General features: G+C 61.0%; 19 protein-coding genes. 6 read left to right on the top strand and 13 right to left on the bottom strand.

Annotation, left to right across the window (positions count from 1 at the left end; genetic code table 11):
* Positions 1-23 precede the first annotated feature (23 nt).
* Complete coding sequence (locus IHQ71_RS03160; RefSeq protein ID WP_258160438.1) at positions 24-1,406, bottom strand: energy transducer TonB; 1,383 nt, start codon at positions 1,404-1,406, stop codon at positions 24-26.
* A 215-nt stretch (positions 1,407-1,621) separates the two neighbouring features.
* On the opposite strand from IHQ71_RS03160, the gene hemP reads away from it, so the two are divergent.
* The 5 genes from hemP to IHQ71_RS03185 are packed head-to-tail and all read left to right on the top strand — an operon-like array spanning position 1,622 to position 5,694.
* Complete coding sequence (gene hemP, locus IHQ71_RS03165; protein ID WP_258160439.1) at positions 1,622-1,807, top strand: hemin uptake protein HemP; 186 nt, start codon at positions 1,622-1,624, stop codon at positions 1,805-1,807.
* A 44-nt stretch (positions 1,808-1,851) separates the two neighbouring features.
* On the top strand, positions 1,852-2,907 hold the full coding sequence (locus IHQ71_RS03170; protein WP_258160440.1) for a hemin-degrading factor: 1,056 nt from the start codon (positions 1,852-1,854) through the stop codon (positions 2,905-2,907).
* A gap of 13 nt (positions 2,908-2,920) precedes the next feature.
* Positions 2,921-3,793, top strand: coding sequence for a hemin ABC transporter substrate-binding protein (locus tag IHQ71_RS03175; protein WP_258160441.1), 873 nt, complete (start codon positions 2,921-2,923; stop codon positions 3,791-3,793).
* Positions 3,794-3,796: 3 nt separating this feature from the next.
* Positions 3,797-4,906: an iron ABC transporter permease gene (locus tag IHQ71_RS03180; RefSeq protein WP_258160442.1), complete on the top strand. Its 1,110-nt coding sequence runs from the start codon at positions 3,797-3,799 to the stop codon at positions 4,904-4,906.
* The gene (locus tag IHQ71_RS03185; RefSeq protein WP_258160443.1) at positions 4,906-5,694 is read left to right on the top strand and encodes a heme ABC transporter ATP-binding protein; all 789 of its coding nucleotides are present in this window, start codon (positions 4,906-4,908) and stop codon (positions 5,692-5,694) included. Before IHQ71_RS03180 ends, IHQ71_RS03185 begins: the two co-directional genes overlap by 1 nt.
* Before the next feature lie 74 nt (positions 5,695-5,768).
* On the opposite strand, the gene IHQ71_RS03190 is transcribed toward IHQ71_RS03185, so the two are convergent.
* From IHQ71_RS03190 to IHQ71_RS03245, 12 genes are all read right to left on the bottom strand, one after another.
* Positions 5,769-6,644: a calcium-binding protein gene (locus IHQ71_RS03190; RefSeq protein ID WP_258160444.1), complete on the bottom strand. Its 876-nt coding sequence runs from the start codon at positions 6,642-6,644 to the stop codon at positions 5,769-5,771.
* A gap of 116 nt (positions 6,645-6,760) precedes the next feature.
* Positions 6,761-7,336, bottom strand: a complete 576-nt coding sequence (locus IHQ71_RS03195) for a thermonuclease family protein (RefSeq protein WP_258160445.1) — start codon at positions 7,334-7,336, stop codon at positions 6,761-6,763.
* 69 nt (positions 7,337-7,405) lie between these two features.
* Complete coding sequence (locus tag IHQ71_RS03200; protein ID WP_374989998.1) at positions 7,406-7,957, bottom strand: sugar transferase; 552 nt, start codon at positions 7,955-7,957, stop codon at positions 7,406-7,408.
* A gap of 550 nt (positions 7,958-8,507) precedes the next feature.
* Positions 8,508-9,374 carry a DUF937 domain-containing protein gene (locus IHQ71_RS03205; RefSeq protein WP_258160446.1) on the bottom strand — a complete coding sequence of 289 codons (867 nt, stop codon included), beginning with the start codon at positions 9,372-9,374 and terminating at the stop codon, positions 8,508-8,510.
* A 106-nt stretch (positions 9,375-9,480) separates the two neighbouring features.
* Positions 9,481-10,854, bottom strand: a complete 1,374-nt coding sequence (locus tag IHQ71_RS03210) for a glutamate--cysteine ligase (protein ID WP_258160447.1) — start codon at positions 10,852-10,854, stop codon at positions 9,481-9,483.
* A gap of 130 nt (positions 10,855-10,984) precedes the next feature.
* Positions 10,985-11,722 carry a 16S rRNA (uracil(1498)-N(3))-methyltransferase gene (locus tag IHQ71_RS03215; protein ID WP_258160448.1) on the bottom strand — a complete coding sequence of 246 codons (738 nt, stop codon included), beginning with the start codon at positions 11,720-11,722 and terminating at the stop codon, positions 10,985-10,987.
* A gap of 7 nt (positions 11,723-11,729) precedes the next feature.
* A complete protein-coding gene (locus IHQ71_RS03220) occupies positions 11,730-13,277 on the bottom strand; it encodes an inorganic phosphate transporter (RefSeq protein ID WP_258160449.1) in 1,548 nt (515 codons plus the stop codon).
* Between the two features lie 65 nt (positions 13,278-13,342).
* Complete coding sequence (locus IHQ71_RS03225) at positions 13,343-13,813, bottom strand: NUDIX hydrolase (RefSeq protein ID WP_258160450.1); 471 nt, start codon at positions 13,811-13,813, stop codon at positions 13,343-13,345.
* Between the two features lie 388 nt (positions 13,814-14,201).
* The gene (locus IHQ71_RS03230) at positions 14,202-14,666 is read right to left on the bottom strand and encodes a type II toxin-antitoxin system VapC family toxin (RefSeq protein ID WP_258160451.1); all 465 of its coding nucleotides are present in this window, start codon (positions 14,664-14,666) and stop codon (positions 14,202-14,204) included.
* Positions 14,632-14,901, bottom strand: coding sequence for a ribbon-helix-helix domain-containing protein (locus tag IHQ71_RS03235; protein WP_258160452.1), 270 nt, complete (start codon positions 14,899-14,901; stop codon positions 14,632-14,634). The genes IHQ71_RS03230 and IHQ71_RS03235 overlap by 35 nt, the downstream gene beginning before the upstream one ends.
* Positions 14,902-14,960: 59 nt before the next feature.
* The gene (locus IHQ71_RS03240) at positions 14,961-16,100 is read right to left on the bottom strand and encodes an alpha-hydroxy acid oxidase (protein ID WP_258162725.1); all 1,140 of its coding nucleotides are present in this window, start codon (positions 16,098-16,100) and stop codon (positions 14,961-14,963) included.
* 188 nt (positions 16,101-16,288) lie between these two features.
* A complete protein-coding gene (locus IHQ71_RS03245) occupies positions 16,289-17,110 on the bottom strand; it encodes a FadR/GntR family transcriptional regulator (protein WP_258160453.1) in 822 nt (273 codons plus the stop codon).
* 177 nt (positions 17,111-17,287) lie between these two features.
* Between IHQ71_RS03245 and IHQ71_RS03250 the strand changes: the two genes are divergently transcribed.
* On the top strand, positions 17,288-18,562 hold the full coding sequence (locus IHQ71_RS03250) for a DUF3422 family protein (protein WP_258160454.1): 1,275 nt from the start codon (positions 17,288-17,290) through the stop codon (positions 18,560-18,562).
* The last annotated feature ends 10 nt before the right edge of the window (positions 18,563-18,572 follow it).

Below are 18,572 nucleotides of genomic sequence, written 5' to 3' on the forward strand. Positions count from 1 at the left end.
CAAATTTAAGTAAATACAGTGTGTTACTTGCCGGTGAAGGCGATAGTCTTCTGAGCGGGAAAGCTCTTGCGACCGAAATCCGCTGGAATGACCGGGAAGGGCGCCGATTTCCGGATTACCTCCAGGGCCCCTTTGTCGATAGCCGGTTTGCCCGAGCTTTTCTTGATCCGGAGATTGCTGACGCTGCCATTGGCGTTGATCGTGAATGTGACGACGGCCTGACCCCTCGCGCCCACCTTGACGCGTCGCTTGGCGCGGTCGATCTTATCCTCAACTAGGCCCTTGTAGTTGGTGAGCGCCGCATTGCCTTTCAGCTTCTTCTTTGAATTGCCTTGCGATGCGTCCTGGCTGGCGCCATCCTTGGTCTTCGCGGTGTCGCGGCCTTTGGTGGAGTTGTCGTCGGCGTTGCCGTCCCGCTGCACGATCTTCTTATTCTTGACCGGCTTCTTTTCAGGCGTTTCCACGACCGGCTTCTTGAGCTTCGGCTCAGGCTTCTTCAGCTCTTCCTTCTTTGGCTCGGGCTTCTTCTCGACCGGTTTCTCAACCGGTTTGACCTCCGCCACCTTCTGGACAACGAGCGGCTTGGAAACCGGGTGATCGAGCGGCTGGGCAAGCTTCGGCGCGGGCCTTTTCTCCTCGACAGGCACCGGGGTAATCAGCACATCCGGCAGGGCATCCTGCAGCGGCTTGATCTCGGATGTCTCGAGAATCTGTTTCGCCGCCTGTTCCACGGCAAAGGTTGACGGCTCCTCGCTTGCCAGCACTTCAGGTTGGTCGGTGGTAATGATGGGCTCTTCGACCTTCTCCGGCTCATTCACCGGTTCCGGCAGCCTGGCCTGTTCGATCGGCTTTTCCACAACCGGCTTTTCGACTTTCTCGGGTTGCTTGACGGGCTCCGGCTTGGCCTCTGCTTTCTCGACAACCGGTTCCTCGGTTTCCTCGCCCTCCCGCTCCGTCTGTTGCTTGACCGCGGCGACCTCCGAATTCGTCTCGCTGTAGATCTCCACGGCGAGCACGGTCTCGCCCTCGTTGAGCACGCTCTCATCCGGCAGGCTGATGGTCAGGTATGTGACCGCCAGAGCCGCAACCGCATGAAGAAAGACGGAAAGCCCGAAGCCATCCCGAAGCAGCTTGTATACCAATGAGTGGCCCGCTTCCGTCGGCTCTTGCCTGACGGGAGGGATATCCATATCGAGCAATGCGGCCTGTTTTCCCGGCGCATCCGGAAAGCCTGATATCCCCGAGTCGGAGCCCATATAGGGCGAGATGCCGTCGTCCCTGCCGAAGGCGCAGGGCGGCACGTCCTTGAAATCATGTTCCAGACCCGCGCGCGCGCGATCGTTGGAATTGGCGGGCTTGAACCGCAACTCCCTGATCTCAACCACTTTCGGATCTGTTATCGCCATTTTCAGTCGGTATCGTCCGGCCGCGCACCGGCCCGCATGGTCGGCTTCATCATGTGCGGCTCCTTGGGGTCGGGAGAAAATAACCTGACAACGATTGTCAGCTATTGCGTCATTATTGAAATATGAGTATCGAAGTCAACAATGAATTGACCTTGATTGGCAGCGCGTGGGACCAGCGTGATTGGTCCCGGGGACGCGGGGCACGGAGAGACGTGATGATGGTGGAACTCGAGAAGAAGGATGCCGGCAAGGGGCAGGCGTCGCTTCCGGCCGAGGGCATGCTCCCCGAATACGATACCCAGACGCTGTTTGCCGGGCGCCGGGAGATCGTGATCCGCCATGCCGGGGCCGATTACCGGATGAAGATCACCAGGCAAGGCAAGCTCATTCTCAACAAATGAAGTATGAAGACCCAGGCACATACCCAGGGAAGGGACAAAAAGACATGACCGAAACAAAGGCTCCGACGCCATCCGAAATTCGCGCCTACCGCGCCGAGAATCCCAAACTCCGCGAGCGTGACATCGCCGCCAATCTCGGCATTTCCGAAGCCGCCCTCGTCGCAGCCGAAGTCGGCCTGACCGCCATCCGCATCGATGCCAGCCCCAACAAGCTGCTGGAGCGCGCGCCGGAACTGGGCGTGGTCATGGCGCTCAGCCGCAATGAAAGCGCCGTGCACGAGAAGATCGGCGTCTACGAGAATATCGAGATCGGCGAGAAGACCTCGCTGACGCTTGGCGCCAATATCGACCTGCGCATCTTCAACTGGGTCTGGGCGCACGCCTTCGCGGTCACCAAGACCGATGGTGAGGCCGTCCGCCGCTCACTGCAATATTTCGACAAGTCGGGCGAAGCCATCCACAAAGTGCATCTGCGCCCCGAATCCAATCTCGAAGCCTATGAGAAGATCGTCGCCGATTTCCGCATCGAGGACCAGAGCCAGGATTTCGTCGCCCAGCCCTTCACCAAGATGGCCGCCGGCCGCACCGAGGGCTTCGATGTCGCGGAACTCCGCGACCATTGGTCGAAGATGACCGACACGCACGAATTCTTCATGATGCTGAAGAAGCTCGACATCGATCGCCGTGCCGCCGTCCAGAGCGTCGGCCCCGATTACGCCTGGAAGCTTGCCGACGGCGTCGCCGCGGAGTTCTTCGCCAGGGCCGTCGAGAGCCAGGTCAACCTGATGTGCTTCGTCGCCAATCGCGGCATCGTGCAGATCCACACCGGCCCGGTCTCGAATGTTGCGCCGATGGGGCCGTGGCTCAACGTCATGGACCCCACCTTCCACCTGCACCTGCGGGCCGACCACATCACTGAAGCCTGGGCTGTGCGCAAGCCGACCAAGGACGGCCATGTCACCTCGCTCGAAGCCTATGACAAGAATGGTGAGATGATCATCCAGTTCTTCGGCAAGCGCAAGGAAGGCAATGTCGAGATGGCCGAATGGCGGGCGCTCGTCGAGAGCCTCTCGACCACCGATGCCGCCGCGGCCGCATAAGGAAAGAAAGATCATGCTTGCAATGACCCTGCGCCGCCGCGCCCTGCTTGCTTTCGCGGCTCTGTCCCTCGTCGCCGGCCCATTGGCCGCGCAGGAGATCAAGCCGGTGGACACATCGCGCCTCGTCACTGTCGGCGGCGCCGTGACCGAGATCGTCTTCGCGCTCGGCTATGGCGATAAGGTCATCGCACGCGATATCACCAGCTTCTATCCGGATGAGGTCAACAGACTGCCAAGCGTCGGCTATATGCGGGCGCTGTCGCCGGAGGGGGTGCTTTCGGTCAATCCCTCGGCCATTCTTCTGATACAGGGTAGTGGCCCCAAAGAGACGATTGACGTCCTGAGCAAGGCATCCGTGCCGCTGGCCTTCATACCAGAAGGCTATGATCGCAACGCGCTCGTCGCCAAGATCAAGGCCGTCGGCAAGGCGCTCGGCGCCGATGCCAAGGCCGATGAACTGGCGGCCAACGTTGCAGCCGATGTCGATTCCGCCGTCACCGATGCGGGCAAGATCGACATGGCAAAGCGCAAGCGGGTGCTGTTCGTGATGACCGTGCAGAACGGCAAGATCATGGCTGCCGGCGAGCACACGGCAGCCCACGGCATCATCGCGCTGGCCGGGGGCATCAATGCGACGTCGGATTTCCACGGCTACAAGCCGCTCAATGACGAAGCCGTGATCAATGCCAAGCCGGATGTCATTCTGCTTATGGATACCGGCGGCCAGAGCGTGTCCGAGGCGGACATTCTTGCCAATCCCGCGGTGGCCTTGACGCCTGCCGGCCAGGCCAAGAGGGTCATCCGTCTGGGCGGTAGCGCGCTACTCTTCGGACCGCGCACCGGCGATGCAATCCGCAAGGTTTACGCGACGCTCTACGGCGGCTGAGAAATGGCACTTGATATGGAAGCCGGCCGCGACCAGATTGCGTCGAGTGGACCGCGCGCCGGCCACGATCGCGGCGCCCGGGCGCTCGCCTATGGCTTGCCGGCGCTGGGCATCCTCGCCGTCGCCATGTTGCTCATATCTGTTATGACCGGCGCCAGCACCGCCTCGGTGACCGGGCTCATCAGGAACCTTCTCCTGGGAGGATCCGACAATGCTCTCGATGTCCTGCGCGACCGCATCGTCATAACAGAGGTTCGCATGCCGCGTGCGGCCGTCGGCTTCCTTGTGGGGGCGGCACTGGCAGCGTCGGGCGCGACGATGCAGGGCCTGTTCCGCAATCCCCTGGCCGATCCCGGTGTCCTCGGCGTGACCTCGGGTGCCAGCCTGGGCGCGGTGTCCTCGATCGTTCTTGGCGGAACGGTGCTTGCCCCGATCACCGCGATCCTAGGCATCTTCACGCTTCCGGTCATGGCGTTCATCGGCGCGCTGATCGTCACATTCATTCTCTACCGCCTCGGTCGCCGTGACGGCGAGACACAGATCGCCACCATGCTGATCGCGGGCATCGCCATCTCAGCGCTCGGCATGGCCTTGACGGGCCTGTTGATCTACGTGGCCGACGATAACCAGATCCGCGATATTACATTCTGGAGCCTCGGTTCACTTGCCGGCTCGACCTGGCAGAAAGCGGCGATCGCGGCCGCCGTCATCCTGCCGGCGCTGCTCACGCTGCCATTCCTGGCCCGCGGACTGAACGCATTCACGCTCGGCGAGGCGGCAGCCTTCCACATGGGCGTGCCGGTAGAGCGCTTCAAGCGGGTGGCGATCGTCATGGTCGCGGCGGCGACTGGCGTGTCAGTGGCGCTGTCCGGCGGCATCGTCTTCATCGGCATGATCGTGCCGCATCTCATCCGTATCTGGGTCGGACCGGATCACCGGTTCCTGCTGCCGGCGTCGGCATTGCTGGGCGGAAGCCTGCTGCTGGTTGCCGATATGATCACCCGCGTCATCGTGGCGCCCGCCGAACTGCCGATCGGCATTCTCACCGCCCTCATCGGCGCGCCGTTCTTCCTCTGGATCCTGCTCAAGGATCGTTCCGGACGGGTGATGTGATGATCGAGATCGACAACATATCCATCACGCTCTCTGGCAGGCAGGTCGTCAAGGATTTGAGCTTCAGGGCCATGCCCGGCAAGCTCACCGCGATCATCGGTCCCAACGGCTCCGGCAAGACCACGACCATGAAGGCGATCTCCGGCGAACGAAAATTCGATGGCAGGGTCCACTTCAACGGCCGCGACCTGAAGTCCATGAGCCCGAAGGCGCTTGCGCTCTCACGCGCCGTGCTCGCCCAGTCGATCAGCCTCGGCTTTCCCTTCCTCGTGCGCGAAGTGCTTGAAATGGGCGTGGTCGCCGGCGACACGCACGATGCTGCGGAGGCGGAAAAAGTGATGGTCCGTGCGCTGGAGGCCGTCGATCTCAAGGGCTTCGAGCGTCGCGTCGCGACCGCGCTTTCCGGCGGCGAGCAATCCCGCATGCATATGGCCCGGGTCCTTTGCCAGATCCCCGACGCTGTACGGGATGGCAAGCCCCACTGGCTGTTCCTGGATGAGCCCGTTGCCAGCCTCGATATCCGGCATCAGATCGCCATCATGAAGCTTGCCAAGGCGTTTGCCGCACGCGGCGGCGGTGTGATCGCCGTCATGCACGATCTCAATCTCACTGCGATGTTCGCGGACCATATCGTCATGCTGAAGGACGGTCGCCTGCATATGGCGGGTACGCCGGCGGAAGTCTTGAACGAGGAGGCGCTGGAAACCGTCTATGGCTGCCGCTTGTCGGTCACCCGAGAGCCCGAGACCGACCTGATCCGCGTGCTGACGCCGCTCGCCGCAGCCTGACATCAGCCTCGCTATGCACGAAAAAGCCCCGCCGGTTCGCACCGGCGGAGCTTTTTCAGTTCTGATCCGTAAAATCAGATCGGGAACACAAAGTCGGCTTCCTGTAGGTCTCCGATCTTCACGCCCATGAGCAGCACGCTGCCGCCGTCATACGCGATCGTCACGCCCGCATTGCTCGAAGTAGCCGCGTCGACGACGGCATCGAAGTTGTCGAACATGCCGCTGAAATCGATCTTGTCGGCGCCCTTGCCGAAATCCGTGATCCTGTCCTTGCCGTCGCCGGCCTCGAACACGAATGTATCGACGCCAAAGCTGCCTGTCAGCTTGTCATTGCCTTCGTCGCCATGGATCGTGTCACTGCCCTTGCCGCCGTTGAGAATGTCTCCGCCGCCTTCGCCGTGAAGCGTATCGCTCATCTTGTAGGAGGTGAACGTGTCCCTGCCTGCAGAGCCCGTGAACTCAATGGCATCGCTGTTGAGGAAATTCAGCAGGCCCTTTGTCTCGCCATTGCCAAGATCGCTAAGCCAGTGCTTGCTGTAGCTGTTGACGTTGAACTCATCGAAGGCAATGTTGATTTCGCCGTTGTTCGTATATTCCGGGTTGTCGCTGGACTCCTTGGTGCCGGTGCCAAGCGTGATGGCCGTGATATCCCCCGACATGGTGTGGTCGTCCTTCGTGCCGTAAACTTCGTCAGGCCCATTGAAGGTATAGGCCCAGCCCTCGTCTCCGCCTTCGAAGATCACGCTCTGGCCGTTCCTCTTGCCGTCCCAGCTCACGTAATCGTCGCCGCCGGCGGAAAAGCCGGTTTCAGGGGTGACAGTCTCATATCCGTTGACGAATCCGCCCCGGCCGCTCGGCTCGAACCGCTTGTCGAAGCTCTTCAAATAGGCATTGAAGTTGATGCCCTTGCCGTCGTTGTTCGCGTCATCGAGGGTAATGGTGATCGCCATCGGCGTGTCCTTCCATAAATATGAGTATGGAAGTCAACTATTTAAGATGACAAAAACTGTCAAGATAAAATGAACGTCTTCGGCATGCTAATCGTCCTGTGATGAGCACTGGCGCGTCAGCAGTTATCAAAGTCCGTAGTGCATAGAGGATTGCGCCACAGGCCCTTGCTCTGGGCCTTCTGGGCATCGGCCTGCGTCGCGAGCAGCACCTTGTCCGCCTCCGCCATTCCATAGCCGTTGGCTATGATCGCTGCGGCAACATCACGCGCACCGATCACGCAATTGCTGAGCATCAGCTTCTTGCCGGCCTGGTTGATATCGCAGAGGAGCCGCTTGTTGCGCACCAGGTTGCCGAGAAAGATCGATGCCATGCGGCCGCACGGCCACCGGCCGCCTTCGATCGCCTGGCAGAGTCGTTGCGGCTTCACCGGCCGAATGTTGGCAATCTGATATTGTTGTTCGCCGATGACGAAGCTTGCGCTGTCCACCACCGTGATCCGGGAAGGAACCACCAGCCACAGGCGGCTGTCCCGCGCAATTTTAACCGCCGGCAGACGCTCGAAGTGCTGCTTCGACCGATCGATCCGTGTCGGCTGCTCGGTCCACAGCGGTGCGTCCTCTCCATGCCCGGTCGTGATCGACGCGGCGACCAGAAGAAACGCAACTACGATGCGCGTGATCCAGAAAGTCATGGCCGGAAACCAAAACGGCCGGAGCGGAATGTCACCGCGCCGGCCGTATTGTTCAGTAGCATGTCCAAATCAGAAGCCGGTGCCGCCGCGGATTTCCTTGACCAGCGTGCCGGCCAGGATCTTGATATCCATCCAGACGTTGAAGCTGCGGATATATTCGATGTCGTGATTGAAACGGCCGCGCGCCAGATCCTCGCTGTCGGTCGGGCCACGGAAGCCGTTGACCTGGGCAAGGCCCGTCAGGCCCGGACGCACGAGATGGCGCAGGTGGTAATCCTTGACCAGATCTTCGTACAGCATGCCGCCGGCCTGCATTCCAGGCACGTGGCAGCGCGGGCCGACAAGCGACATGTCGCCGAGCAGGATGTTGATCAGCTGCGGCAGTTCATCGAGATTGGTCTTGCGCAGGAAGGCGCCGGTGCGGGTCACGCGCGGATCATTCTTGCGCGTCTGTGCCACGCCGGTCACGTCGCCGAGATCGTCGCGCATCGAGCGGAACTTGAAGATGCGGATCATTCTGCCGCCGCGGCCCCAGCGGTTCTGCATGAAGAAGACCGGGCCTTCGCTCTCCCACTTGATCGCGAAAGCGATCGCCAGGAAGAAGGGCAGCAGAATCATCATTGCGGAAGCGGAAACGACGATATCGAGCACGCGCTTCGCCGCGAAGTTCCACGGCTTGCGCAGTGCAACATTCTTCCAGTCGCGGTCCTTGGTTTCGGATACAGTGAGCCCGCCGACCGACACGACCTGTTCACGGCCATTGGCCGAGATCGCTACCGCTGAACGCAAATTGGCAGGATGCATAACTGATTGCCCGACTTTAATTATTTCCCTGAGGGAGCCGATTTTTCTTAGATCAAACATGTATCGCTGTCACCATGCTTTACGGAAACTTTACCACGTCCCACCTGAGTGCCGCTCCGCAGCAAAATTCTTTTCATAGCAAGAAATGCACGGAATTGTGGCCCATAACGCCAAAAGGCGGGATTCTGTTCCAGATCACTGCGGCTCTGTGCCAAGATTTTCTCGGAACGCTTCCGAGGTTTGCGGCTGAGGCATAGCAGGCCTGCGAACGCGGCATATCTCCTGTCTCATCAACTTGTTGTCATGCTGGATTATCCCACCCTTGATGAATGGCTGCTGAAGGGCACGTTCATGCTGGCGAATGCGATCAGCGGTCCGTCTTGCCGCCGTCTCGAAGGCTCGACAGATAGCTGTCGAAGATCGATTCCACATTTTTCTGATAGGTCTTCTGCACCTCGACACCACTGTCGAACATCTGGCTGACCAGCCCGGCAAAGGGGTTGGTGTCTGCGGCGGTAGCGCTGGCGGCAGCCGGTTTGGCTGTCGGCGCATCGTCGGTCGGGGTTGCTCCATCGCGCGTCATCGACCCGACGAACATGTCGAGGAAAGGGTTGGCGAAGGGATTTGCGCCCTGGCCCGCATTTGCGGCACCGGCCTGCTGGAAGAAAGCCTGGAAGCCCTGTGTGAAGGGATTGTCGAGAAACGGATTGCTCTCGGCCTTCGGCTTTTCCTTCATCCCTGCCGCTTCCATCCACTGGCCGAAGAAATCCGGCGGCGAGCCCTTGGAGATTGCTTCGCCGGCTGCCTGGAACTGCCCGGCGATCTGCTTGAAGAAGCCGCCCATCATGGTGTTGGCGATCACCGGCAGCATCTGCTTGTAGACCTCCTGGCCGATGCCGGACATCTGTTCGGCCTGCGCCGCCACCGCGCGGGAAACGTCCTTGGAGCCGAAGATCATGCCGAGCGCATTGTTGCCGTCGGCGATGCCCTGCGGCGAAAAGGCCTTGGTCATGTCCTCGAAATATTTCGCGTAAGTGCCGCTGCCCGCAGCCGACATCAGCGAAGAGAAATCGTAAGGGTTGGCGGCCGACCGCTTGAGGCCGGTGGAGAAGGCGGGCATCAGCGCCGCCATCGCCTGCTGCATCTGTTCCTGAGCCAGCCCGAACTGCTTGGCCATGGCATTCATGGCATCGCCGTTCTGGGCCTTCATCATCATTTCGAACAGCGGGAGCATGGCAATCCTTTCCACGAGACGGAATGCCGCACTATAGCGCTAATAGGCGAGAATCAAACAGGAATTTATCCCGCAATAAAAGGGCGGCTTTCGCCGCCTGGGCCGATCAATATTGATAATCTTCGAATACGTTGTCGATATCGCCCGCCCAGCGTCCCTTCCACAGCGACAGCATGTCGTCGGCGAGGGTGGATTTCTTGGCGATCATCTCATCGAGCGGCGCGAGGAACACCGTTTCGTCCTGTCCCGAGGAATTGAAGCGTGCCCGCGACTTCAGCCCAGTGCGGGAAATATCGACCACTTCGCGGCCGAGATCCCAAAGGCTGCGACCGCGGAAGCTGGCGTCCATGGCCTGGACGGGGACCGTGTCGCGCAGCACCTGCACTTCATCGAAGGTCCAGTCGCGGGTCAGCGCCTCGGCGGCATCGAGTGCCACGGAATCGTAGAGCAGGCCCACCCAGAAGGCGGGCAGGGCACAGATGCGCCGCCATGGACCGCCATCGGCGCCGCGCATTTCAAGGAAGCGCTTGAGGCGCACATCCGGAAACAGTGTCGAGAGGTGGTTGGTCCAGTCGCCCAAGTTGATCTGCCAGTCGGCAAGCTCGCCCTTTAGCGCGCCCGCCATCGCCTGGCGGAAGGTGATGTGCGTACAGTCGTGATACTTGCCATCGCGGACGACGAAATACATCGGCGCATCGAGCGCCCATTCGACATAGTGCTCGAAACCGAAATCCGGCTCGAATGCGAAAGGCAGCAGGCCCGCGCGCTGGTTGTCGGTGTCGCGCCAGATGTCGCCGCGCCAGCTCTTCAAGCCGTTCGGCTTGGCCTCCGTGAAGGGAGAGCTTGCGAACAGCGCCGTCGACAGCGCCTGCAGCTTCAGCGACACCTGCATCTTGCGGCGCATGTCGATCTCGGAGGAGAAGTCCAGGTTCACCTGGATCGTGCACGTCCGGTACATCATGTCGAGCCCTTTGGCGCCGACCTTCGGCATGTAGCGGCTCATGATCGCGTAGCGCGACTTCGGCATGCGGGGCGTTTCGGCGAATGTCCATTTCGGGCTGCCGCCCATGCCGAGGAAGGAGATGCCGAGCGGCTCACCGATCTCGCGTACCAGCGCCAGGTGCTGGTTGGTCTCCTTGCATGTCTCGTGCAGGTTTTCGAGTGGAGCGCCCGACAGTTCGAACTGGCCGCCCGGTTCGAGCGAGATCGCACCCATGCCCTCCGGTCCCGCGAGGCCGATGATGTTGCCGGCATCGATAATCGGCTCCCAGCCGGTCCGCGCCTGCATCGTGTCGAGAATGGTCTTGATCCCCGCCTCGCCGAAATAGGGAACGGGTGTGTCGTCGGCCGAGAAGAACACGAATTTCTCGTGTTCGGTGCCGATGCGGAATTTTTCTTCAGGCTTGGAGCCGGCGTCGAGATAGGCGATCAGCTCATCCTTGGAGGTGACGAGCGTGCTGTCGGTGGTGTCGCGTGCCATAGGAACTTCTTCGATAAAGGGAAAGGCCTTCAAGGGGCCAGGAACCGGCGGGGATCGTTGAACGGCTTTTAGATGTGATGCAAGTGAAAAGGATTCAAGCAGCGTCAAATTTCGCTGAAGGATATTCCGTTCACGCCCAATCGCCGATTGTCGCTTGGATCACTGCCATGGCGGCTACGGCTGCGGTATCAGCGCGCAGGATACGAGGACCGAGCGGTATAGCGGTGACAAAGGGCAGGCCGCGCAGCCGTGTCTGCTCCTCCGCCGAAAAGCCGCCTTCTGGGCCGATCAGCAGCGCAAGGTTCTTTTCTTTGATCCCGTCGAGTGCCGACATCGGATTGTTGGTCTCGGCGCCCTCGTCGCAATAGATGATCCGGCGATTTCGATCCCAGGCTTCCAGCAGGTCGATCAGCCGCACCGGTTCGCGCACTTCGGGGATGGCGAGAATGCCGCATTGCTCGGCTGCCTCTGTGGCATTGGCGCGAAGCCGGTCGATCGATCCGATCTTGCCCTGCACATGCTGGGTCATCACCGGCTGCAGCACGCCGGCGCCCATCTCGACTGCCTTCTGCACGAGATAATCGAGCCGCCCGACCTTCAGCGGCGCGAAGAGATAATGCAGATCGCAAGGGTCCGGCTGCGGTCGGGTCTGCTCGACCGGCTCGAGCAGGATCTTCTTGCGCGAGGGATAGGTCAGCCTCACCAGCCACTCGCCGTCGCGTCCGTTGAACGCCAGCAGTTCGGCTCCATCCTCCAGCCGGAGTACATTGTGGAGATAGTTGAACTGGCCGTCGCTGACCGGCAGCGCTCCGCCGCTGACGATATCGCTTTCGACGAAGAGCCGCTGGAGGCGAAAATTGGCGCGCATGGGAAACTCAGATCAGGGGCCGCAGGATGATGACGAGCAAGGCTGCCAGTAACCCGGACGCCGGCACCGTGACAAGCCATGCGGCGAGGATCGAGGTCAGATAGGAGCGGCGGACGAGATAGCGGTAGCTGCGGTCGCCATCATGACTGTCGCCGCCGTCGGTCTCTTCTTCCTCGGCCCGCTTGGCGGCTTTCAATATTTCCGGCACGTCGTGCGGCTCCGCTCGCGCGAGGATATAGTCGCGCCGCTTTGCCGAATTGGCGGTGTACCATTCGCGGAACAGCCCCACGCCGAAGACCGAGCCCACGGCGATATGCGTGGAGCTCACCGGCAGACCAAGTGCCGAGGCGATGATGACGGTGATCGCGGCAGCCATCGCCACGCAGAAGGCGCGCACCGGATTGAGCTTGGTAATCTGCGTACCCACGACGCGGATCAGCCTCGGCCCGAACAGCGCGAGACCGACGGAAATACCCAGCGCACCGATCGTCGTCACCCAATAGGGCGCGTCGAGATTGCGGGCGACGGTCTGGATGCCGGTCGCCTCGACGATCGCTGCCAGCGGCCCGATGGCGTTCGCGACGTCGTTGGCGCCGTGGGCAAAGGATAGCAGCGCGGCGGAGAAAATCAGCGGCATCCGGAAAAGGACCTTGAGCGACTGGTTGCGATTCTCAAGTCCGACCGCCTGCTTCCTGACGGCGATACGCAGCCAGAAATACGAGGCAATCGCGAACAACGCGCCAATGGCTATGGCATGCCAGTTGGTGACCCCGGGCAAACGCCCCTGGCGCAAGACGATCAGCAGATAGGTGAGGAAGGACCCAGCCATGATGGAGAGAAGCACCGGCACCCACTTGCACGCCGCCGCCACCTTGTCCTCGGCATAGATGATGGTTTCCTTGATGAACCAGAGGAAGCCGATGGCAATTGCCGCGCCGAATGCCGGTGACACCACCCAGCTGACCGCGATCTGCGCCATCACACTCCAGTTGACCGCGCCGACGCCTGCGCTGGCGGCACCGGCTCCCATGATGCCGCCGACGATCGAATGCGTCGTCGAGACAGGCGCATTGATCCATGTCGCGATGTTGATCCAGATCGCAGCCGACAGCAGCGCGCTCAGCATGATCGCGATCACGAGGTTCGAATCGCCGATCGCATAGGGATTGACGATGCCTGACTTGATGGTCTGCACGACATTGCCGCCGGCAAAGAATGCACCGGCGATCTCGAACACGAAGGCGATCGACAGCGCGCCGACCAGCGTAATGGCCTTGGCGCCGACCGCGGCGCCGACATTGTTGGTGACGTCGTTGGCGCCGATATTCATCGCCATGTAGGCGGCAATGGCCGCGCCCGCGATGATGGCGAGTGCGGCGGGGCTTGAGGAAACGAAAAGTGCCGAGAAGAGAGCCGCCAGCGCCAGGAAGATCACGCCGAGTCCGGGACCGGCGGCCTTCATCATGACGAATTGCGTCGAGGCCTCGATGAAGGAGAGCTTCTCGAGATCCTTGTCGAGCGTCGGCTTTTCGAAGGGTGACTGTGTATCGGCCATTGCACTATCCGTTGCGACGTTCAGGTAACGCCGCAGCGAGCGGTTCCGCAACTGTAAAAATCGTTTCAGCTACGGCGCTGTGCAAAGTCGTGGATGAGCTTTTTCAATCCAGGTTCCTGGACGCGCGTTTCCGCTTCCCCGGCGCTCACCCATTCGATGCGGCGCTTGCCCTTTTCCTTGAATTCCTCGGCATACTCGGTGACTTTCAGCGCGTGAACCTGGACCTCGCAAGGCATTTTCACGCCTTCCGCCATCGCCTTGTCATAGCCGAAGCAGCCCACCGGCTGGCGTTCCGCCTCGCCGATCACGCCGGCTTCCTCAAGCGCTTCCTGTGCCGCCACCTCATATCCAGGGCGGGCGCCCATCGGCCAGCCCTTGGGGATCACCCAACGGCCGGTATCGCGGCTGGTCAGGAGAAGGATATCCGGACTTCCACCATTCTCGCGCAGCCTGTAGCACAGCGCCGCATATTGCGCCCGCTTGGGACGGCGGAACATCAGGTAGAGCGTATCGGAAATTTCGGACAGGATCTTCACTTCAGTCAGTCACCTCGAATTCGTTGTCGAATCAGTTGCAGGACGATTCAATAACATTAGCAAATTGCGCGTAGCTTTTGACGTTAAACGTCGGAGCGTACACGCTTATTCGCAACTTAATCTTATCGAAAAGGATAAACGATGTCTTGATTGCGAATATTTTCGCTTTCTGCGCCACCAATCTCTTGGCAACCTGCGGCAGAGAAACCGTTGTTGCTTTACTTCTGGACATATTTAAGGACGCTGTATCGAATTTTCCAGCGGAGCGGCCCGTTTTGGTTCGGGGTCGTGGACAGGTCGGTGGACGACGCTGTGCGGAAACACAAACGCAAATCCGGCTCTCGCTGCGTCGGCTATCCCTGCCGTCTCGGGGGCAATTACTGGAAGGTCACGATGTCGATGGATTGATGGACATTACTCGCATGGAGCCCGTCGATCTGAAACGTGCGTCATTTGTAAGAAGGAGGTCGCAGTGGCAATGTAAAGCAGTGAAATAATGTATGGAATCTTGTAGTTTGAGGCCGAGTTTTCCACCTTTCATGGCCGCATCCTTGAGGATGTGATGCTCGAGTTCCTGCATCTCAACTATGGAGGCATCTTCGAGCAGATTGCGATAAGCCGAGATCAGTTCCTCGTCTCCATGCTTTGCCGGGCCGTATAGACATTCAAGCAAGGTTAGACGGCTGACTACCAATGGGATGTCCGCATGTCTCAGCGCATCGATCCATGCTCGTGCCCGCTCACCAAGAGTGCTGCTCGACTCGACGAAGTATATGAAAATATTGGTGTCCACATAGGCGACGGCGACGCCTTCGATATCAATCATTGCCACGAAGCCAACGAATTTCAGCATCGATTTCTTCGTCGGTTCGCCGATTGGACAACTTAATACCGGCACCTGCAAAGGACATGATATCCCTGCGCTCGTTCGTGCGGGGCGTTACACTCTTCGGTTCCTGTGCGAGATGGCGTTCAAGTGCTTCCTTGACGATCCACGAGCGCGACCGGCCAAGCTTGCGCGCCGCCTCGTCAAGCTTTTCGACGAGCTCCTTGGGAATGCGGGCAGTGACCATTGTTGATGACGACATGACGATCTCCAAAAGATGATTACAATGTAATACATCTTGCTGAGATCTTCAAGTCCGGCTCACCCCTCCAGCAGCACGCTCCGGTCCACATCCGCGATGTTCCGCTTGCCGCAGAGCGCCATGGTGATGTCGAGTTCCTTCTGGATGATCTCCAGCACCCGGGTCACGCCCGCCTTGCCGCCCGCGCCGAGCCCGTAGAGGAACGGCCGGCCGATATAGGTGCCCTTGGCGCCGAGCGCGACAGCCTTCAGCACGTCCTGGCCCGACCGGATGCCGCCATCGACATGCACTTCGATCCGGTCGCCGACCGCATCCACCACGCGTGGCAGCATCGCGATCGAAGAGCTTGCGCCGTCGAGTTGCCGTCCACCATGGTTGGATACGATGATCGCATCCGCGCCGCTGCCCGCCGCCGCACGCGCGTCCTCGACATCGTTGATGCCCTTGAGGATTAGCTTGCCGCCCCAGCGTTCCTTGATCCATTCCACATCCTTCCAGGAAAGCTGCGGATCGAACTGCTCGGCGGTCCAGGCCGAAAGCGATGACAGGTCGGACACGTTCTTGGCGTGGCCGACGATGTTGCGGAAGGTGTGGCGCTTGGTGCCGAGCATGCCCATGCACCACCCCGGCCGCGTCGCCATCTGCCAGACATGGTTCGGCGTCCATTTCGGCGGCGCGGAAAGGCCGTTGCGGATATCCTTGTGGCGCTGGCCGAGGATCTGCAGGTCGAGCGTCAGCACCAGTGCCGAGCAACCCGCGGCCTTGGCGCGCCCGATAAGGTTCTCCACGAATTCGCGGTCCTTCATCACATAGAGCTGGAACCAGAAAGGCTTCCTGGTCACCGATTTCACATCCTCGATCGAGCAGATGCTGACGGTGGAAAGCGTGAAGGGCACGCCGAATTCCTCGGCCGCCTGTGCGGCCAGCATTTCGCCGTCGGCATGCTGCATGCCGGTCAGGCCGGTGGGTGCCAGTGCCACGGGCATTGATGCCTTCTCGCCGACCATCTCGGTCGCGAGCGAGCGGCCGGTCATATCGACAAGCACCCGCTGGCGGAGCTTGATCTTGGAAAAGTCCGCCTCGTTGGCGTGGTAGGTGCTTTCGGTCCAGGCGCCGCTGTCGGCATAGTCGAAGAACATCCTGGGCACCCGGCGGCGCGCAAGTTCCTTCATTTCGGCGATGGTGAGGACCGACTTCATTTCTGCTTTCCTTATGGCATTCACGTAGCGGGCGATCAGCCCCGGCGGATTGTTGGTCTTGTCGTAGGGTACGAGATCGCGGCCGCCCGTGACCGGAACGACGGCGCGGCTCTCCGAACTGGTCGAGGCCGATGGAGTCACGCCTTCGCTCTGTTTGGTGATCGAGGTTCCGCTTTCCAGCGTCGAACTCATGTCCTGTTCCCCTTTCCGTTTCGGCCAGTCTGTGGCGAGCCGGCGCGCGCCGTCTCCCACTGCATCTTCCTGAGATTCGAGACCGTTTCCCGTTCGAGCGTACGCCGGGCTTCTTCCACCGCGTCCGCAACGTAATCGATATGCATTTCGGCTGCCTGCCGCGCGGCATCCGGATCGCCGGAAAGGACCGCTTCGGCGATCCCGACATGCTGCGCAAGGATATTCTCGCGCGAGCCGGGCAGGTCGAGGATCAGGCGCCGATGAAAGAAAATCCCCTCGGCGAGCAGCTTGTAGCAGGCGCGCAGCGTGTGCATCAGGATGATGTTATGCGCTGCCTCGCCCACCGCATTGTGGAGGTCGATATCGCCATCGGTCTCTTCCTGAAGATCGCGGCGCTCATGCGCGTCCCGCAGCCGGCCGATAATGCCCTGGATTCGCGTCCTGTCGGCGGATGTCGCCCGCCGTGCGGCCAGTGCCGCCGCATAACCTTCGAGCTCACGCCGGTATTCGAGATAATCGCGTGTCGGCCGCTCGTGCCGGGCGACCAGTTCGGCCACCGGTTTGGAAAACACCTGGCCGATCAGGTCGGCGACATAGGTGCCCCCACCATGCCGGCTCACAATCAGGCCGCGACTTTCGAGTTCCTTGAGCGCGTCGCGCAGCACCGGGCGCGAAATATCCAGCCGTTCAGCCAACTCCCGTTCACCGGGCAATCGGTCGCCGCTCGACAGCACGCCGTCGAGCAACAGGAATTCGATCTGCCGGACGGCTTCGTCGGCAGTTGTCCCGTGGTCGATTCTCGTGAACAGCCCGTCCATTTGAGCGGCCTCCTGACAATCGGATAGCAAACAAAGCACAAGTGGTCAATTTTTCTGTCCACTTGTCGATTTTTCGGATTTCTTCAGGAAATGCCGGCTGCGTCAACGCGTCCGGTTTCAATTCCGCCCAGTTTCCGCGACAGTGTGTCACGGGACATAGGGGCAGGGGCATTGTCGATGGGTAACGGGATGTTTTCATTTCCGCAGGCGCCGGATCGCGCACGCGCATTGGGCGAGATTCATTCGCGCCCTTATGTGCTGGTGAAGGCGCCGCGGGTGATCTTCCAGCTTGCCTTCATGATGGATGGCGGCGCCGGCGTCGATCACGCCGTCATGGCCGAGATGTCCCGCCAGCGCGGCGTCACCCCGCCCGGCCGCGATGCCCGCCACCACGCCATGGCCTGGGGACCCGGTACGCTACGCTGGGAGCAGCATACGGAATTCTCGACATGGTTCTGGGACGGGCCGATCCCGGACAAGTTCGGCGGCGAAGTCACCATGCACCCTTTCGGCGATGGCTTCAAACCGCCGGGTTCGCTGATCTCCGGCATTCGGCTCGAACTGAGGCCGGAGGGCCCGGGCATTGGAGAGGCGATCGCCTGCTTCGATCAGGCCAGCCTCTGTTACAGCGAGGTCAAGGACGGCCAGGCGCGTGTCTATACCGACTTCCGGCAAAACGGTGATGGCCTGACCCAGATCCTGGTCGTCGACCGGTCGCTGACGCCGCTCGGCACCGGCGCGCTGATCCAGCGCCTGCTGGAGATCGAGACCTACCGCACGCTCGCCATGCTCGGCCTGCCCTTGGCGCAAACGCTGTCGCCCGAAATCCGCCGCATCGAAGACGGCCTGACCGGTATCACCCAGCGCATGAAGACCGAGCCGCGCGATGATGCCGACGCCGTGCTTTCGGAGATCACCCGTCTCGCCGCCGATCTGGAAGCCAATGCCGCAGTCGCGCTCTACCGCTTCGGCGCCTCGCGCGCCTATTACGGCATCGTCAAGGAGCGCATCGCAGCGCTCGCCGAAACCCCGGTGTCCGGCTACGAGCACGTCGGCTCCTTCCTCGAGCGCCGGCTGGCCCCCGCCATGCGTACCTGCCAGTCGGTCGAGGAGCGGCAGGCCAACCTGTCGCGCAAGCTCACCCGCGCCAATGCGCTGGTCCGCAGTTGGATCGACGTCGAGCTCGAACGCCAGAACGGCGCACTGCTGACCGCCATGAACCGCCGCGCCGAACTGCAACTCAGGCTGCAGCAGACGGTCGAAGGCCTCTCGGTCGCCGCGATCTCCTACTATGTCGTCGGCCTGTTCGGCTATCTGGTGAAGGCCTTCTTCCATGAAGGCGATACGATCGAGCCCGCGTTGTTGACCGGCGCATTCGTACCTGTCGCGGTTTTGGGGGTCTGGTACGTTGTGCGGAGGATCAGGCGCGGGCATGATGTGCCGCAGGAATAGGTTTGAAGGG

This window comes from Rhizobium sp. TH2, assembly GCF_024707525.1.
Classification (GTDB): Bacteria; Pseudomonadota; Alphaproteobacteria; order Rhizobiales; family Rhizobiaceae; genus Rhizobium_E.

Coding starts and splice junctions, on each gene's coding strand:
- IHQ71_RS03160 (WP_258160438.1), bottom strand. CDS start 1,406: ATGGCGATAACAGATCCGAAAGTGGTTGAGATCAGGGAGTTGCGGTTC.
- hemP (WP_258160439.1), top strand. CDS start 1,622: ATGATGGTGGAACTCGAGAAGAAGGATGCCGGCAAGGGGCAGGCGTCG.
- IHQ71_RS03170 (WP_258160440.1), top strand. CDS start 1,852: ATGACCGAAACAAAGGCTCCGACGCCATCCGAAATTCGCGCCTACCGC.
- IHQ71_RS03175 (WP_258160441.1), top strand. CDS start 2,921: ATGCTTGCAATGACCCTGCGCCGCCGCGCCCTGCTTGCTTTCGCGGCT.
- IHQ71_RS03180 (WP_258160442.1), top strand. CDS start 3,797: ATGGCACTTGATATGGAAGCCGGCCGCGACCAGATTGCGTCGAGTGGA.
- IHQ71_RS03185 (WP_258160443.1), top strand. CDS start 4,906: ATGATCGAGATCGACAACATATCCATCACGCTCTCTGGCAGGCAGGTC.
- IHQ71_RS03190 (WP_258160444.1), bottom strand. CDS start 6,644: ATGGCGATCACCATTACCCTCGATGACGCGAACAACGACGGCAAGGGC.
- IHQ71_RS03195 (WP_258160445.1), bottom strand. CDS start 7,336: ATGACTTTCTGGATCACGCGCATCGTAGTTGCGTTTCTTCTGGTCGCC.
- IHQ71_RS03200 (WP_374989998.1), bottom strand. CDS start 7,957: ATGATGATTCTGCTGCCCTTCTTCCTGGCGATCGCTTTCGCGATCAAG.
- IHQ71_RS03205 (WP_258160446.1), bottom strand. CDS start 9,374: ATGCTCCCGCTGTTCGAAATGATGATGAAGGCCCAGAACGGCGATGCC.
- IHQ71_RS03210 (WP_258160447.1), bottom strand. CDS start 10,854: ATGGCACGCGACACCACCGACAGCACGCTCGTCACCTCCAAGGATGAG.
- IHQ71_RS03215 (WP_258160448.1), bottom strand. CDS start 11,722: ATGCGCGCCAATTTTCGCCTCCAGCGGCTCTTCGTCGAAAGCGATATC.
- IHQ71_RS03220 (WP_258160449.1), bottom strand. CDS start 13,277: ATGGCCGATACACAGTCACCCTTCGAAAAGCCGACGCTCGACAAGGAT.
- IHQ71_RS03230 (WP_258160451.1), bottom strand. CDS start 14,666: ATGCTGAAATTCGTTGGCTTCGTGGCAATGATTGATATCGAAGGCGTC.
- IHQ71_RS03235 (WP_258160452.1), bottom strand. CDS start 14,901: ATGTCGTCATCAACAATGGTCACTGCCCGCATTCCCAAGGAGCTCGTC.
- IHQ71_RS03240 (WP_258162725.1), bottom strand. CDS start 16,100: ATGAAGTCGGTCCTCACCATCGCCGAAATGAAGGAACTTGCGCGCCGC.
- IHQ71_RS03245 (WP_258160453.1), bottom strand. CDS start 17,110: ATGGACGGGCTGTTCACGAGAATCGACCACGGGACAACTGCCGACGAA.
- IHQ71_RS03250 (WP_258160454.1), top strand. CDS start 17,288: ATGGGTAACGGGATGTTTTCATTTCCGCAGGCGCCGGATCGCGCACGC.